Consider the following 14,957-nt stretch of genomic DNA (forward strand, 5'->3'; position numbering starts at 1 on the left):
AGCTTGGGGGCAGGGTGTCGAGGTGCCTATACTTGACGCATTGTTTAATGGGATTTGACAGTGAGCGAAACTTTTCACGGCCAGCTGCACCGGGTACAGACCTTCCTTGCGGTGGTGGACTTCGGTTCATACACCCGCGCGGCGCAGTACCTGGGCATCAGCAAGGCCATGGCCAGCCTGCACATAAAGGCCCTGGAGCAGGCGTTGGCGAGCACCTTGCTGATCCGCACCACGCGGCAGGTGACGCTGACCGAGACCGGCCAGGCCCTCTACGACGAGTTCAAGGGGATTGTCGCCAATATCGACACCGCCTTCGACAATGTGCTGCACGGGCGCGACCGGGTCAGTGGCAAGTTGCGCATCAGCTCCACCGCGGAATATGCCGAGACGTTCGTGTTGCCGATCCTGCCGTTGTTCACCGCGCGTTATCCCGAAGTGCGCCTGAGTTATCACTTCAACTCGTCGTTGAATGATCTGGTGGCGGAAAAGCTCGACTTGGTGATCCGCCTCGGGCACCTGGCGGACTCGGGGTTCAAGGGGCGCCAACTGGCGGACTACGCCATTGTCCTGGTGGCCAGCCCGGCGTTGCTCAAGGACCGGCAGGTGGCGCAGCCTGAAGAGCTCGATGCCTGGCCCTGGATTGGCAACAGCAACCTGGGCGGGCCGCCGGGCTGGACCTTCAGCCATCCGCGCCGTGGCGAGGTGGAGGTCAAGGTCAGCCCCGGGCACGAGTCCAACTCGGCGACGGCGATTCGCGCCATGGCCCTGGCCGGCCTGGGGCTGGCGGTGCTGCCGGAGTGGATGGTCCTCGATGACCTGGGCAACGGGCGGCTGTTACGGGTATTGCCTGAGTACCGGCTGGCCACGCAGCCGGTGCATGTGCTGTTTCCCAACAGCGCGCACCTGCCGCGCAAGTCCCGGGTATTCATCGACTTTCTGGCGGAGCACCTGGGGCGCTAGCGCTGTGGCGGTTTCGGTGAACCCGGGGATGGAGGATACTCCCCGGGTTGTTCGATCTGAATTCCGGGGACCCCGATGCCGCTGCAATCCTTGAACAGCCTGTCCGCCGTCGATCCTGCGCAATGGGATGGCCTGCTCAAGGACGGGCAACCCTTTGTGCGTCACGCCTTTCTCAGTGCCCTGGAAGACAGCGGCAGCCTTGGCCCGCGCTCTGGCTGGCAGGCCGAGCACCTGCTGCATGTCGAAGACGGTCGGCTGCTGGCGGCGCTGCCCAGCTATCGCAAATGGCATTCCTACGGCGAATACGTGTTCGATCATGGCTGGGCGGATGCCTGCGACCGCGCCGGAATCGACTACTACCCCAAGCTGCTGACGGCGGTGCCATTCAGCCCGGTGAGTGGCGCCCGGGTGCTGGCAGCGACCCAGGCGGATGCGCTGGAATTGCTGAAAAGCCTGCCCGGCTACCTGGAGATCGAAGGGCTTTCCAGTGCCCATATCAACTTCACCGACGATTTCAGCGATGCCGCCCTGGAGCAGCAACCGGGCTGGCTGCAGCGCCTGGGCTGCCAATTTCACTGGCAGAACCGTGGCTACCGGGACTTTCAGGATTTCCTCGATGCCTTGAGCTCGCGCAAGCGCAAGCAGATGCGCAAGGAGCGCGAGCAGGTGGCGGGGCAGGGCATTGATTTCCAGTGGCTCGAAGGCCATGAACTGGACCAGGCGCAGTGGGATTTTGTCTACGCCTGCTACGCCAACACCTATGCGGTGCGGCGTCAGTCGCCGTACCTGACCCGGGCGTTTTTCAGCCTGCTGGCCGAGCGCATGCCCGAAGCGATTCGCGTGGTCCTGGCCAAGCAGGGCGGGCGTCCGGTGGCCATGGCCTTCAGCCTGGTGGGCGGCGACAGTTTCTATGGGCGCTACTGGGGCTGCCTGGCGGAGTTCGACCGCCTGCATTTCGAGACCTGTTTCTACCAGGGCATGGAGTACGCCATTGCCCAGGGGCTGCAGCGCTTCGACGCCGGCGCCCAGGGCGAGCACAAGCTGATTCGCGGTTTCGAGCCGGTGCTCACCCGCTCCTGGCACTACCTGCGCCATCCCGGATTGAAGGCTGCGGTGAAGGATTTCCTGCAACAGGAACAGGCCGGAATCCGCGCCTATGCGCAAGAGGCGAGGGACGCCTTGCCCTATCGGCAGGCGTGACCCTCGCCGGCGTTGCTCAGCCGTCTTCCTTGCCCAGCCAGCGATAGACCACGCCGCCGATCACCGCGCCCAGGATCGGCGCCAGCCAGAACATCCATAGCTGCTGCAACGCCCAGCCGCCGACGATCAGCGCCGGGCCGGTGCTGCGGGCCGGGTTGACCGAGGTGTTGGTGACCGGGATCGAGATCAGGTGGATCAGGGTCAGGGCCAGGCCGATGGCGATGGGCGCCAGCCCCGCCGGGGCGCGCTTGTCGGTGGCGCCGAGGATGATCACCACGAACATCAGGGTCATCACCAACTCACAGACAAAACCCGCGGCCATGGAGTAGCCGCCGGGGGAGTGTGCGCCATAGCCGTTGGACGCCAGCCCCGAGGCCAGTTCGAACCCCGGCTTGCCGCTGGCGATGAAGTACAGCAGCGCCGCGGCGATCACCCCGCCGATCACCTGCGCGACGATATAGGCCGGTAGTTCCCTGGCCGGAAAGCGTCCACCCACCACCAGCCCGACGGACACCGCGGGGTTCAGGTGGCAACCGGAGATATGGCCGATGGCGAAGGCCATGGTCAGCACCGTCAGGCCGAAGGCCAGGGCGACCCCGAGCAGGCCGATACCGACGTTGGGAAAGGCCGCCGCCAGCACGGCGCTGCCGCAACCGCCCAGGACCAGCCAGAACGTACCGAGCAATTCGGTGACAGAACGTTTGAACAAAGACATGAGAGAGTCCTTGATAGGTCAACCTATCAACGCGATACAACTGTTATGCATCCCGCAGGTTAACTACAGGTTCCGCTCCGGAACCTAGGCTCAGTACAGCAGGCTTTCGGCGCAATTCCACTCGCCCATGAAAAACGCCAGAGCCCCCTGAAAACGGGGCTCTGGCGCATTGTGCGGCAACTTTCTGTAGCTGATCAGCACCCTGTAGCCGCCGCCGGTCAGTCGATGCCGACGAAGCCTCCGGTCTGGTGCTGCCACAGGCGCGCGTACAAACCGCCGTGGGCCAGTAGTTCGGCGTGGGTACCGGTCTCGGCGATGCGCCCCTGTTCCAGGACCACCAGGCGGTCCATGCGGGCGATGGTGGAGAGGCGGTGGGCGATGGCGATCACGGTCTTGCCTTGCATCAGGGTCTCCAGGCTTTCCTGGATCGCCGCTTCCACTTCCGAGTCCAGGGCCGAGGTGGCTTCGTCCATGATCAGGATCGGCGCATCCTTGAGCAGCACCCGGGCAATGGCGATGCGCTGGCGCTGGCCGCCGGACAACTTGACCCCGCGCTCGCCGACATGGGCATCGAAGCCGGTGCGGCCCTGGGCGTCGGACAACAACGGGATGAACTCGTCGGCACGGGCCTTGCGCACTGCTTCCCAGAGTTGCTCGTCGGTGGCGTCGGGGCGGCCGTAGAGCAGGTTGTCGCGGATCGAGCGGTGCAGCAGCGAGGTGTCCTGGGTGATCATGCCGATGCGTTCGCGCAGGCTTTCCTGGGTTACCCCGGCGATGTCCTGGCCGTCGATGAGGATCTTGCCGCCCTGCAGGTCGTAGAGGCGCAGCAACAGGTTGACCAGGGTCGACTTGCCCGCCCCGGACGGGCCGATCAGGCCGATCTTCTCCCCGGGGCGGATCTCCAGGTTGAGGTCACTGATGACCCGATTGGCCTTGCCATAGTGGAATTCCACATGTTCGAAACGCACGCCGCCCTGGGCCACTGCCAGCTTCGGCGCCTGCTCACGGTCGGTGAGTTGCAGGGGCTGTGCGATGGTCTTCAGGCCGTCCTCGACCATGCCGATGTTTTCGAAGATGCCGTTGATCACCCACATGATCCAGCCGGACATGTTGACGATGCGGATCACCAGCCCGGTGGCCAGGGCAATGGCCCCGGCGCTGATCAGCGACTGGCTCCACAGCCACAGGGCCAGGCCGGTGGTGCTGGCGATCAGCAGGCCGTTGAGGCTGGTGATAGTCACATCCATGGCGGTGACCACGCGCCCGGCCAGCTGGCTCTTTTCGGTCTGCTCGGCGATCGCCTCGCGCGCGTAGCTCTGCTCGAAATGGGTGTGGGCGAAGAGCTTGAGGGTGGTGATGTTGGTGTAGCCGTCGACGATCCGGCCCATCAGCTTGGAGCGGGCGTCGGAGGCGTCCACCGAGCGCTTCTGGATGCGTGGCACGAAGTAGCGCATGGCACCGATGAAGCCGGCGATCCACAGCAGCAGCGGGACCATCAGGCGCCAGTCGGCGTCGGCGAACAGCACCAGGGAGCCGATGGCGTAGATGGTCACGTGCCACAGGGCATCGATCACCTGCACCGAGGAGTCCTGCAGCGAATAGCCGGTTTGCATGATGCGCTGGGCGATGCGCCCGGCGAAGTCGTTCTGGAAGAAGTTCAGGCTCTGGCGCAGCACGTAGCTGTGGTTCTGCCAGCGGATCAGGCTGGTCATGCCAGGGTTGATGGTCTGGTGCATCAAGAGGTCGTGCAGGCCCACCATCAGGGGCCGGAACAGCAGGGTCACCACCGCCATCCAGGCCAGTTCCAGGCCGTGGTCGGTGAACACCTGGACGCTGGGGGTGCCCTGGGCCAGGTCGATGATGGTGCTCAGGTAGCTGAACAGCGACACCTCGATCAGGGCCACGAACAGGCCCACCACCAGCAGGGCGACGAAGCTCGGCCAGGCTTGCTTGATGTAGTGGAAGTAGAAGGGCAGGACCCGGTTGGGCGGGGTGGCGCTGGGGGCGTCGCGGAAGATGTCGATCAGTTGTTCAAAACGACGAAAGAGCATGGGGTCTGAAGCCCGGGGTACGGGCTCTCCTGTGCAGAAAACGGACGGGGCGCCGGGTAGGGCGCCGCCGTCGGGACAGGCTGCGAAGTATCAGTCGATACGCTTGGCCGACTTGATCAGTACCGGGTCGATCGGCACGTTCTGCATGCCCTGCTTGGTGGTGGTCTGGGAGTTGACGATCTGGTCCACCACGTCCATGCCGCTCACCACCTTGGCGAATACGGCGTAGCCGGCATCGCGGCCCGGGTCGAGGAAGGCGTTGTCGGCGACGTTGATGAAGAACTGGCTGGTGGCCGAGTTGGGGTTGGAGGTGCGGGCCATGGACAGGGTGCCACGCACGTTATGCAGGCCGTTGGAGGCTTCGTTCTTGATCGGGTCGCGGGTGTCTTTCTGCACCATCTGCGCGGTGAAGCCACCGCCCTGGACCATGAACCCCGGGATCACCCGGTGGAAGATGGTGTTGGTGTAGAAGCCGCTGTCGACGTAGTCGAGGAAGTTCTTGCTGGAGATCGGTGCCTTGACCGGGTCCAGTTCCACTTCGATCTTGCCGAAGCTGGTGTCCAGCAGGACGTGGGGCGCCTTGGCCGGTTGCGCGGCCATCAGGTTGGCCGCGAAGAGTACGGAGCCGGCGACGAGGGCGATTTTTTTCAGCATGGGTCAGTGATCCTGGGTGGTGGTGTCGACTGTGGTCATGAAGTCCAGCAGGGTTTGGTTGAAGCGCTGCGGCTGGTCCAGCGGCGTGGCGTGTCGGGAGTCCTCGATCACCACCAGCCGCGCGTCCGGCAGCAGTTTGACATAAGCCTCCTTGAGCGCCACCGGGGTGTAGTCGCGGTCGGCGCTGACGACCAGGGTTGGACAGGTGATTCGTGACAGACGTTCCTGAACCCCCCAACCGACGATGGCGTCGAAGCTGGCGAGATAAGCACGTTTGTCGTTTTTTGCCCAGCGCTCGGCCATCTTCTGCCGCAGCTCGCCCTGTTCCGGCTTGGGAAACAGCCGCGGCCCCAGGGCCTTGCCGATAGCGCTCGGGCTCAGCAACCGGGCCAGGCTCCAGCGCTTGAACCACTGCCAGTAGTCGTTGGCGCTGCGCAGCTTGACCTCGGGGCCGCTGTTGACGATGCACAGGCTCTTGAGCAACTGCGGCTGGTCCACCCCCAGCTGAAAACCGATCATGCCGCCCATGGACAGCCCGACATAGTGGGCCGGGCCCAGGTTCAGGTGCTCGATCAGCGCCACGATGTCGGCGGTGAAGCCTTTGATGCTGTAGCGCTCCCGGGGCTTGTCGGAGCGCCCGTGGCCGCGGATGTCCGGGACGATCAGCCGATAGCGGGCCGAGAGCGCGGGGATCTGTTTTTCCCAGTCCAGGGCGCTGGAGCCCAGGCCATGGACCAGCAGCAGGGGGTCGCCCCGGCCGTATTCCTCGTAGTGCAGGGTGCAACCTTCATGCTCGAAATAGGCCATGGCAGAACTCCTGTTCTGGTGGGTGGGGCGTCAGGCTTGCTCGGGGGCGGCAAAGGGCGCATCCAGGGGCGCGGTGTCGAAGGTGCGCAGCAGTTCCACGAGGATCTGCGTGGCCGGGCCCAGGGGTTTGTCCTTGTTGGAGTAAAGGTAGAAGGTCGGGTGGCGGCTGCCGCCCTGGTCCAGGGGCAGGACCTTGAGCAGGCCTTCGCGCAGCTCGCGCTCGATCAGGTGCCGGGGCAGCCAGGCAAAGCCCAGGCCGCTGCCGACGAAGGTCGCGGCGGTGGCCAGGCTGCCCACGGTCCAGCGCTGTTCGGCGCCGAGCCAGCCGACATCTCGCGGTTGCTGGCGGCCGGAGTCGCGGATCACCACTTGCAACTGGCTTTCCAGGTCCTGGAAATGCAGTTCCCGCTGCAGGCGATGCAGGGCGTGTTCCGGGTGGGCCACGGCGACGAACTCCACCGAGCTCATTTCGGTACCCAGGTAGCCGGGAATGTTGAAGCCGCTGATGGCCAGGTCGGCCACGCCTTCGAGCAGCACCTCCTCGACCCCGGACAGCACTTCCTCGCGCAGGCGCACGCGGCAGCCGCGGCTTTGCGGCATGAAGGCGGTCAGGGCGCGTACCAGGCGCGCGTTGGGGTAGGCGGCGTCCACCACCAGCCGCACTTCGGCTTCCCAGCCTTGTTCCATATGGTGGGCCAGGTCTTCCAGCTGGCTGGCCTGCTTGACCAGTTGCCGGGAGCGGCGCAGCAACACGCCGCCGGCTTCGGTGAGCACTGCCTTGCGGCCGTCGATGCGCAGCAGCGGCACGCCGAGCTGGTCCTGCATGCGGGCCACGGTGTAGCTGACCGAGGACTGGGACCGGTGCAGCGCTTCGGCGGCCTGGGCGAAACCGCCGTGGTCGACCACCGCCTGCAGGGTGCGCCATTGATCCAGGGTCACGCGGGGCGCTTTCATGAGGGGCTCCTCTTGTCCTAAGCTGGCGCTCCTTATTGGAGACTGCCGAATGAGAAAATTCTGTTGTGTGTTGCTGGCTCTGTTGCCCTTGAGCGCCTGGGCCTATCCCATCGAGGTCGAGAAGCAGCTCAACGGCCTGAGCATCGATTACACGGCCTACGACACCGATGAAGACATCGGCTCCATCCAGTTGAACAACTACGGCAAGAGCGATGCGCTGTGCTCGGTGGTGTTTCGCAATGGCCCCGAGTCGCCGCGCACCCGCAAGGTGGAAGTCGCCGCAGGGCAGAGCAAGAACGTCACCGCCAAGTTCAACCGCAAGATCATCAAGCTGCGCCTGGACCTGACCTGCCAGGCCAAATGATCGAAGTGGGCCCGGCCCGGCCGGTTGCTGCAGGGCTGGCTCCGCTTATAAACGAATTTGTTGATTGGTTATAGCAGTTATTTGCGCTTTTTCATCGATATCACTCTGTTTAATCTGCGCTCCATCGACTTACGCATACCCCGATGGAGATTTGTGCCATGTCCCGCGTCCTGATCATTGAAAGCAGTGCCCGCCAGCAGGATTCCGTATCCCGCCAGTTGACCCAGACCTTTATCCAGCAATGGCAAGCCGCCCACCCGGGTGATTCGATCACGGTACGCGACCTGGCCCGCAACCCGGTGCCGCACCTGGATGCCAACCTGCTGGGGGGCTGGATGAAACCCGCCGAGCAGCGCAGCGCCGCCGAGCAGGACTCCCTGCAACGTTCCAATGAGTTGACCGAGGAATTGCTGGCTGCCGACGTCCTGGTCATGGCCGCGCCGATGTACAACTTCGCCATTCCCAGCACCCTCAAGGCCTGGCTCGACCACGTACTGCGCGCCGGGGTGACCTTCAAGTACACCGACACCGGGCCCCAGGGCCTGCTCACCGGCAAGCGTGCCTACGTGCTCACTGCCCGCGGCGGTATCTACGCCGGCAGCGCCGCGGACCACCAGGAACCCTACCTGCGCCAGGTGATGGGCTTTATCGGCATCCACGATGTGGAGTTCATCCACGCCGAAGGCCTGAACCTGGGGGGCGATTTCCACGAGAAGGGCCTGAACCAGGCCAACGCCAAGCTGGCCCAGGTGGCCTGAGCCGCGATTCTTGAGCCCAGGCGCCGCTCAGCGAAGGGCTCTGCGGCGCCGTTAATCCGCAGATAATCCACTGATGTTCAAGTAGCGCCTGCGCATCCCCCTTCAAGCCGGTTCGCGCATCGAACCTCCCTTTGCACTGGTTGCTCCTTCAGTGCCGACGCCCGATTGCACGCCTAGCGAGATCGGGCTTTTTTTTGCCCGGGATTTCATCTGAGGGGGCAAAACCGCTATCGTCGCCGCCATTCAAGACGAGGCGAACATGGGCTATCTACTTTTTGTCACGCTGATCCAGGCGTTTTCCTTCAGCCTGATCGGCGAATACCTGGCCGGGCATGTCGACAGTTACTTCGCGGTGCTGGTGCGGGTGCTGCTGGCGGGGCTGGTGTTCATTCCACTGACCCGTTGGCGCCGGGTGGCCCCGGCCTTCATGCGCGGCATGCTGCTGATCGGCGCGCTGCAGTTCGGCATCACCTACGTGTGCCTGTACCTGAGCTTCAGGGTTTTGACGGTGCCGGAAGTGCTGCTGTTCACCATCCTCACGCCGTTGCATGTGACCCTGATCGAAGACGCCCTGAACCGGCGTTTCAACCCCTGGGGCCTGCTGGCGGCGCTGGTGGCGGTGGCAGGCGCGGTGGTGATCCGTTACGACAGCGTCAACCCGGACTTCTTCATGGGCTTCTTGCTGCTGCAACTGGCCAATTTCACCTATGCCGCGGGGCAAGTGCTGTACAAGCACCTGGTGGCGCGCTACCCCAGCGACGAGCCGCACTACCGGCGCTTCGGCTACTTCTACCTGGGGGCGCTGCTGGTGGTGTTGCCGGCGTTCCTGTTGTTCGGCAAGGCCCACTACCTGCCCGACGCGCCGCTGCAATGGGCGGTGCTGCTGTTCCTCGGCCTGGTGTCCACGGCCCTGGGCATGTACTGGTGGAACAAGGGCGCGTGCCTGGTGACGGGCGCCACCCTGGCGGTGATGAACAACCTGCATGTGCCGGTGGGGCTGTTGATCAACCTGCTGATCTGGAACCAGCACGAAGACCTGGGGCGCCTGTTGCTGGGCGGGTTGGTGATTCTGGGGGCGGTGTGGATCAGCCGCCGGGGCGCGGCGCCGCGCCTGACGCCCTAACCTGTAGGAGCCGGCTTGCCGGCGAAAGGGCCAGCAAGCGTTGCGTCTGGCCGGCCAACGCCTTCGCTGGCAAGCCAGCTCCTACCGGGTTACAGAGCCTGCTTCTCTACCGCCGGCACATGGCTGGCGCCCAGCACCGCGGGCAGCAGGCCGGCCCGCAGGTCGGTGCCGCTGGGCTGCTGGTACAGGTTCAGGCCGAACTCCGGCATCACCGCCAGCAGGTAATCGAAGATATCCCCCTGGATGCGCTCGTAATCCACCCACGCGGTGGTGCGGGTGAAGCAGTAGATCTCCAGGGGAATGCCCTGGGCCGTGGTCTGCATCTGGCGCACCATGCAGGTCATGTTCGGCTGGATTTCCGGGTGGCTCTTGAGGTACGCCAGGGCGTAGGCGCGGAAGGTGCCGATGTTGGTCATGCGCCGGCGGTTGGCCGACAGCGCGGCGACATTGCCCTGGGCTTCGTTCCAACTCTTGAGCTCGGCCTGCTTGCGCCCGATGTAGTCGGTGAGCAGGCGCACCTTGCTCAGGCGCACTTCTTCGTCGTCATGCAGGAAGCGCACGCCGCTGGCGTCGATGTACAGGCTGCGCTTGATCCGCCGACCGCCGGACTGCTGCATGCCGCGCCAGTTCTTGAACGATTCGCTCATCAACCGCCAGGTGGGGATGGAGACAATGGTCTTGTCGAAGTTCTGCACCTTGACCGTGTGCAGGGTGATGTCCACCACATCGCCGTCGGCGCCGACCTGGGGCATTTCGATCCAGTCGCCGACCCGCAGCATGTCGTTGCTGGTCAACTGCACGCTGGCCACGAAGGACAGCAGGGTGTCCTTGTAGACCAACAGGATCACCGCCGACATGGCGCCCAGGCCCGACAGCAGCAACAGCGGCGAGCGGTCGATCAGGGTGGCGACGATGATGATCGCGCCAAACACGTACAACACCATTTTCGCCAACTGCACATAGCCCTTGATCGAGCGGGTGCGGGCGTGTTCGGTGCGCGCGTAGATGTCCAGCAGGGCATTGAGCAGGGCGCTCAGGGCCAGGAGCTGGAACAGGATGGTGAAGGCCATGGCCAGGTTGCCGAGGAACAGCAGGCTGGTCTTGCTCAGCTCCGGCACCAGGTGCAGGCCGAACTGGATCACCAGGGATGGGGTCATCTGTGCCAGGCGGTGGAATACCTTGTTGTGGCGCAGGTCGTTGAGCCAGTGCAGGGCCGGCTGGCGGCCCAGCAGCTTGACCGCGTGCAGCACCAGGTAGCGTGCCACTCGTCCGACCAGCAGGGCGACCACCAGTAACAGGGCCAGGCCGATGCCGGCGTGCAGGAGAGGGTGTTGGTCGAGTGCTCCCCAGAGATCCTGGGTATTGAGCCAGAGCTGTTTGAAATCCATGGGCTAAAACGATTCTTCTATAAGGCACAGGAGGGGGATTAGAGCATTTAACCCTGGGAAAGTTACGGTTAAGGACAAATCGGTTAACAAAAAACCAACTCTTTGCCACCGTTTGCACAAAGAAACTCGGCCTTCGCGCTCGAAACCGGTACCCTATGCAGCTGTTTTTTTGCATATCTTCGAGGTAGCACCCGTGTTTTCCCAATTCGCCCTGCACGAACGCCTGCTCAAAGCCGTGGCCGAGCTTAAATTTGTCGAGCCGACGCCGGTGCAAGCAGCGGCTATTCCGCTCGCGCTGCAAGGGCGTGACCTGCGGGTGACGGCACAGACCGGTAGCGGCAAGACCGCGGCTTTCGTCCTGCCGATCCTCAATCGCCTGATCGGCCCGGCGAAGATCCGCGTCAGCATCAAGACCCTGATCCTGCTGCCGACCCGGGAACTGGCCCAGCAGACCCTCAAGGAAGTCGAGCGTTTCTCCCAGTTCACCTTCATCAAGTCGGGCCTGATCACCGGCGGTGAAGACTTCAAGGTCCAGGCCGCCATGCTGCGCAAGGTGCCGGACATCCTCATCGGTACCCCGGGGCGCATGCTGGAGCAACTCAATGCCGGCAACCTGGACTTGAAGGAAGTCGAAGTGCTGGTGCTCGACGAAGCCGACCGCATGCTCGACATGGGCTTTGCCGAGGACGTGCAGCGCCTGGTGGACGAATGCCCGAACCGCCAGCAGACCATGCTGTTCTCCGCCACCACTGGCGGCTCCGGCCTGCGGGAAATGGTCGCCAAGGTCCTCAACAACCCTGAGCACCTGCAACTCAACAGCGTCAGCCAGCTGAACGAAACCACCCGTCAGCAGATCATCACTGCCGACCACAACCAGCACAAAGAACAGATCGTCAACTGGCTGCTGGCTAACGAGACCTACCAGAAGGCCATTGTCTTCACCAATACCCGAGCCATGGCCGACCGCATCTACGGCCGCCTGGTGGCCCAGGACTACAAGGCTTTCGTCCTGCACGGTGAAAAGGACCAGAAGGACCGCAAGCTGGCCATCGACCGCCTGAAGCAGGGCGGGGTGAAGATCCTCGTGGCCACTGACGTCGCCGCCCGCGGCCTGGACGTTGACGGCCTGGACCTGGTGATCAACTTCGACATGCCCCGCAGCGGCGACGAATACGTGCACCGCATTGGCCGTACCGGCCGTGCCGGCAACGATGGCCTGGCCATCTCGCTGATCTGTCACGGCGACTGGAACCTGATGTCGAGCATCGAGCGCTACCTCAAGCAGAGCTTCGAGCGCCGCACCATCAAGGAAGTCAAAGGCACCTACAGCGGGCCGAAGAAGGTCAAGGCCTCCGGCAAGGCGGTGGGCGTGAAGAAGAAAAAGACCGACGCCAAGGGCGACAAGAAAAAGGCCGTGGCCAAGGCCCCGACCAAGCGCAAGACCGCCAATCGGCCCAAGAGCGACAGCCTGGTCAGCCAGGATGGCCTGGCGCCGCTCAAGCGCCGCAAGCCACAGGCCCCCGCCGCTGAATAAGCCTGGCGCCTGATACAGACGAAAAGCCCGGACCTGATCCGGGCTTTTTGCTTTGCGGGTGTCAGCTCTCGGCCTTTTTCTCGGCAGTGGCCAGTTCCTTGAGCCGCTGGTCGATCAACTGGCAATTGTCCGGCAGGTCCTTGCTGGAGGTGCTCAGGTCCATCTTCTGCAGTTCGGCGTTGATCTCCTGGGCCTTGGCCGGGTTCTGCTCGGTGATCTTGCTGACTTCCTGGGCCAGCTGTTCGCGCTTGGCGGTGGCTTCGTCCGGGGTGCAGGCCCAGGTGGGCAGGGCGAACAGCAGGCTGCTGGCAAGGGTAAGAATGCTCAGGTTCTTCATGGCGTGGGCCTCGTGATTCGGAACGGGCAGTCATCCGGTTGAGGCAGTGCAGGCAGGGAAAGTTCAGTTGGATTGAGCCGGTGGCCGCGGCTTTGATTGCCGTGCCTGATCAGGAATTCTTCTGCGGCAATTCAGATGGATCTGATTTGCCGGCGTCGCCGATAGCTCTAGCATCCGGCCTTGTAGCAGGGCGCGTGCCCCGCAAAACCAGCCATCCATCGACGATGCTCGCGCTTAATTGACGTCAGAATGGTGGCACATTAATATCGCGCGCCCTTTCTCTACCCTTGCTGCCGTTTCGAAGGACCGAATATGTCTCTCTCCACCCTCGGGATGAGGTTGTGCTGTGCCTTGTCCTGCTTGCTGCTGGTCACTGCGCTGCCCAGCGCCACTGCCGCGCCGTTGCCGGGCCCGGCTTTCAACCCCGGCGACCAGGACCTGATCCGCGACCGCCAGAACCGCCTGCTGGAAGAACAGCAGCGGCGCCTCGAAGAACTCAAGGACCTGCCCGGCAAGAGCGCCGCGCCAGTAGCGCCCACCACGCCGGCCGACAGCCGCTGCTTCCCGATCAAGGACATCCAGCTCAAGGGCGCCGACTCGCTATCGGCTGCCGAGCGCGAGCGCCTGCTCCAGCCCTACATCGGCCAGTGCCTGGGGGTGGCGCAGCTCAATGAACTGCTCAAGGTCATTACCGACCGCTATATCGAAAAAGGCCTGGTCACCAGCCGTGCCTACCTGCCGCAGCAAGACCTCTCCAGCGGCCACCTGCAAGTGCTGGTGGTGGAGGGCAAGCTCGAAGGGCTCAAGGCTGCCGAAGACAGCAAGCTCAGTGCCCGTGAGCTGAACATGGCCTTTCCCGGCAGCAGCGGTGAGCTGCTCAACCTGCGGCAGATCGAGCAGATGGTCGACCAGCTCAACCGCCTGCCATCGAACCAGGCGCAGATGGAACTGGCCCCGGGGCAGGCCGTGGGCGGCAGTGAGGTCTTGGTCAAGAACAACCCGCAAAAGCCCTGGCGCGTCGGCCTGTCACGCAGCAACGAGGGCCAGAAGAGCACCGGCGAGCAGCAGTGGGGCAGCTCTTTCGAATGGGACAGCCCTCTGGGATTGGCGGATCAATTGGTGCTGCGCGGCGGCCACGACGCCATCAGCGACCACCAGAAGACCTCGCGCAACGCCATGCTCTATTACAACCTGCCGTTTGGCTGGTGGAACCTCAGCTACAGCTACAGCCAGAGCGAGTACCGCTCCCAGGCCCAGGGGCAGGGCTTCAACTTCAAGCAGACCGGCGACAGCCAGAACCACCAGCTGCGCCTGGAGCGGGTGATCCACCGCGATGCCGTGAGCAAGACCTCGCTGAACAGCGGCCTGAGCTACCTGCGCACCAACAACTACATCGAAGACAGCAAACTGAGCAACAGCAGCAACCGCCTCAGCGAAGCCCAGTTCGGCATCAACCATGGCCGGCGCATCGGCAGCGGCTTTCTCAACCTCGACCTGGGGCTGCAGGACGGCATCGGTGCCTTCGATGCCCAGCGCGAAAACCAGCGCGACCGTTTCGGCAACCGCCAGGCCAACGCCCGTTATCGCAAGTACAGCGCCACCGCCAGCTACCTGCAGCCGTTCAAGCTGTGGGAAGAATCCCTGGTGTTCAGCAGCCTGGTCACCGGCCAGCGCAGCGAGGACGTGCTGTTCAGTTCGCAGCGCATGAGCCTGGGCAGCCAGTCCTCGATCCGCGGCTACAAGGACCAGAGCCTGAACGGCGACAGCGGCTACTACTGGCGCAACGACCTGCGCTGGACTCGCCCGGTAGGCTGGGACTGGCTGCGCCCGGTGTTCGCCGAATACGGCACGGGGCTGGGCTATGACTTCGGCGCGATCCGCAACGACCGCTACAACGCCGAGCAGCATGGCCGGGTCTCCAGCGACTCCATCGAATTCTTCGCCCGGGGCAAGCACCTTGCCGCCAGCGTGACCTTTGCCCATTCCCTCGAACGGCCCGAAGCCCTGAGTGAACGGGAAGCCCCGATCTATTTCCGCCTGGACCTGTTCCTTTAACTCCGCTCTTTGCCCGAGATATACGACATGGACGTTCGCCAACTCGCCTTCCTGGCC

14 protein-coding genes are annotated in these 14,957 nt (G+C 63.8%); 7 read left to right on the plus strand and 7 right to left on the minus strand.

Going from position 1 to position 14,957, the window contains the following annotated elements:
• Positions 1-54: 54 nt before the first annotated feature.
• Both KCG88_RS16205 and KCG88_RS16210 read left to right on the plus strand, forming a co-directional pair.
• Positions 55-960, plus strand: coding sequence for a LysR family transcriptional regulator (locus tag KCG88_RS16205; protein ID WP_210712721.1), 906 nt, complete (start codon positions 55-57; stop codon positions 958-960).
• Between the two features lie 75 nt (positions 961-1,035).
• Positions 1,036-2,160, plus strand: coding sequence for a GNAT family N-acetyltransferase (locus KCG88_RS16210; RefSeq protein WP_011059877.1), 1,125 nt, complete (start codon positions 1,036-1,038; stop codon positions 2,158-2,160).
• A 16-nt stretch (positions 2,161-2,176) separates the two neighbouring features.
• On the opposite strand, the gene aqpZ is transcribed toward KCG88_RS16210, so the two are convergent.
• The 5 genes from aqpZ to KCG88_RS16235 form a co-directional block, all read right to left on the minus strand.
• Positions 2,177-2,875, minus strand: coding sequence for an aquaporin Z (gene aqpZ, locus KCG88_RS16215; protein ID WP_011059878.1), 699 nt, complete (start codon positions 2,873-2,875; stop codon positions 2,177-2,179).
• Between the two features lie 218 nt (positions 2,876-3,093).
• Positions 3,094-4,926 carry an ABC transporter ATP-binding protein gene (locus tag KCG88_RS16220; protein WP_210712722.1) on the minus strand — a complete coding sequence of 611 codons (1,833 nt, stop codon included), beginning with the start codon at positions 4,924-4,926 and terminating at the stop codon, positions 3,094-3,096.
• 90 nt (positions 4,927-5,016) lie between these two features.
• Positions 5,017-5,580 carry a peptidylprolyl isomerase A gene (locus tag KCG88_RS16225; protein ID WP_011059880.1) on the minus strand — a complete coding sequence of 188 codons (564 nt, stop codon included), beginning with the start codon at positions 5,578-5,580 and terminating at the stop codon, positions 5,017-5,019.
• A gap of 3 nt (positions 5,581-5,583) precedes the next feature.
• The gene (locus KCG88_RS16230) at positions 5,584-6,387 is read right to left on the minus strand and encodes an alpha/beta hydrolase (RefSeq protein ID WP_210712723.1); all 804 of its coding nucleotides are present in this window, start codon (positions 6,385-6,387) and stop codon (positions 5,584-5,586) included.
• A 30-nt stretch (positions 6,388-6,417) separates the two neighbouring features.
• Positions 6,418-7,341, minus strand: a complete 924-nt coding sequence (locus KCG88_RS16235) for a LysR family transcriptional regulator (RefSeq protein ID WP_011059882.1) — start codon at positions 7,339-7,341, stop codon at positions 6,418-6,420.
• A gap of 49 nt (positions 7,342-7,390) precedes the next feature.
• Between KCG88_RS16235 and KCG88_RS16240 the strand changes: the two genes are divergently transcribed.
• The 3 genes from KCG88_RS16240 (at position 7,391) to KCG88_RS16250 (ending at position 9,586) form a co-directional block, all read left to right on the plus strand.
• Positions 7,391-7,705, plus strand: a complete 315-nt coding sequence (locus tag KCG88_RS16240; RefSeq protein WP_047336007.1) for a hypothetical protein — start codon at positions 7,391-7,393, stop codon at positions 7,703-7,705.
• A 158-nt stretch (positions 7,706-7,863) separates the two neighbouring features.
• Positions 7,864-8,463, plus strand: a complete 600-nt coding sequence (locus KCG88_RS16245) for an FMN-dependent NADH-azoreductase (protein ID WP_047284396.1) — start codon at positions 7,864-7,866, stop codon at positions 8,461-8,463.
• Between the two features lie 259 nt (positions 8,464-8,722).
• A complete protein-coding gene (locus KCG88_RS16250; protein WP_011059885.1) occupies positions 8,723-9,586 on the plus strand; it encodes a carboxylate/amino acid/amine transporter in 864 nt (287 codons plus the stop codon).
• 89 nt (positions 9,587-9,675) lie between these two features.
• Here KCG88_RS16250 and KCG88_RS16255 read toward each other — a convergent pair whose 3' ends face one another.
• Positions 9,676-10,974 (minus strand): mechanosensitive ion channel family protein, encoded by a 1,299-nt coding sequence (locus KCG88_RS16255; protein WP_047284398.1) that lies wholly within the window; start codon positions 10,972-10,974, stop codon positions 9,676-9,678.
• A 193-nt stretch (positions 10,975-11,167) separates the two neighbouring features.
• On the opposite strand from KCG88_RS16255, the gene KCG88_RS16260 reads away from it, so the two are divergent.
• A complete protein-coding gene (locus KCG88_RS16260) occupies positions 11,168-12,508 on the plus strand; it encodes a DEAD/DEAH box helicase (RefSeq protein WP_011059887.1) in 1,341 nt (446 codons plus the stop codon).
• Positions 12,509-12,569: 61 nt separating this feature from the next.
• On the opposite strand, the gene KCG88_RS16265 is transcribed toward KCG88_RS16260, so the two are convergent.
• The gene (locus KCG88_RS16265; RefSeq protein ID WP_047284399.1) at positions 12,570-12,845 is read right to left on the minus strand and encodes a hypothetical protein; all 276 of its coding nucleotides are present in this window, start codon (positions 12,843-12,845) and stop codon (positions 12,570-12,572) included.
• Positions 12,846-13,157: 312 nt separating this feature from the next.
• Here KCG88_RS16265 and KCG88_RS16270 point away from each other — a divergent pair, with 312 nt between their 5' ends.
• Positions 13,158-14,900 carry a ShlB/FhaC/HecB family hemolysin secretion/activation protein gene (locus tag KCG88_RS16270; protein ID WP_210712724.1) on the plus strand — a complete coding sequence of 581 codons (1,743 nt, stop codon included), beginning with the start codon at positions 13,158-13,160 and terminating at the stop codon, positions 14,898-14,900.
• Positions 14,901-14,957 lie beyond the last annotated feature (57 nt).

The organism is Pseudomonas sp. MWU349, from assembly GCF_017947325.1.
GTDB lineage: Bacteria > Pseudomonadota > Gammaproteobacteria > Pseudomonadales > Pseudomonadaceae > Aquipseudomonas > Aquipseudomonas protegens.

Coding starts and splice junctions, on each gene's coding strand:
- KCG88_RS16250 (WP_011059885.1), top strand. CDS start 8,723: ATGGGCTATCTACTTTTTGTCACGCTGATCCAGGCGTTTTCCTTCAGC.
- KCG88_RS16245 (WP_047284396.1), top strand. CDS start 7,864: ATGTCCCGCGTCCTGATCATTGAAAGCAGTGCCCGCCAGCAGGATTCC.
- KCG88_RS16265 (WP_047284399.1), bottom strand. CDS start 12,845: ATGAAGAACCTGAGCATTCTTACCCTTGCCAGCAGCCTGCTGTTCGCC.
- KCG88_RS16230 (WP_210712723.1), bottom strand. CDS start 6,387: ATGGCCTATTTCGAGCATGAAGGTTGCACCCTGCACTACGAGGAATAC.
- KCG88_RS16235 (WP_011059882.1), bottom strand. CDS start 7,341: ATGAAAGCGCCCCGCGTGACCCTGGATCAATGGCGCACCCTGCAGGCG.
- KCG88_RS16270 (WP_210712724.1), top strand. CDS start 13,158: ATGTCTCTCTCCACCCTCGGGATGAGGTTGTGCTGTGCCTTGTCCTGC.
- KCG88_RS16220 (WP_210712722.1), bottom strand. CDS start 4,926: ATGCTCTTTCGTCGTTTTGAACAACTGATCGACATCTTCCGCGACGCC.
- KCG88_RS16225 (WP_011059880.1), bottom strand. CDS start 5,580: ATGCTGAAAAAAATCGCCCTCGTCGCCGGCTCCGTACTCTTCGCGGCC.
- KCG88_RS16255 (WP_047284398.1), bottom strand. CDS start 10,974: ATGGATTTCAAACAGCTCTGGCTCAATACCCAGGATCTCTGGGGAGCA.
- KCG88_RS16240 (WP_047336007.1), top strand. CDS start 7,391: ATGAGAAAATTCTGTTGTGTGTTGCTGGCTCTGTTGCCCTTGAGCGCC.
- aqpZ (WP_011059878.1), bottom strand. CDS start 2,875: ATGTCTTTGTTCAAACGTTCTGTCACCGAATTGCTCGGTACGTTCTGG.
- KCG88_RS16210 (WP_011059877.1), top strand. CDS start 1,036: ATGCCGCTGCAATCCTTGAACAGCCTGTCCGCCGTCGATCCTGCGCAA.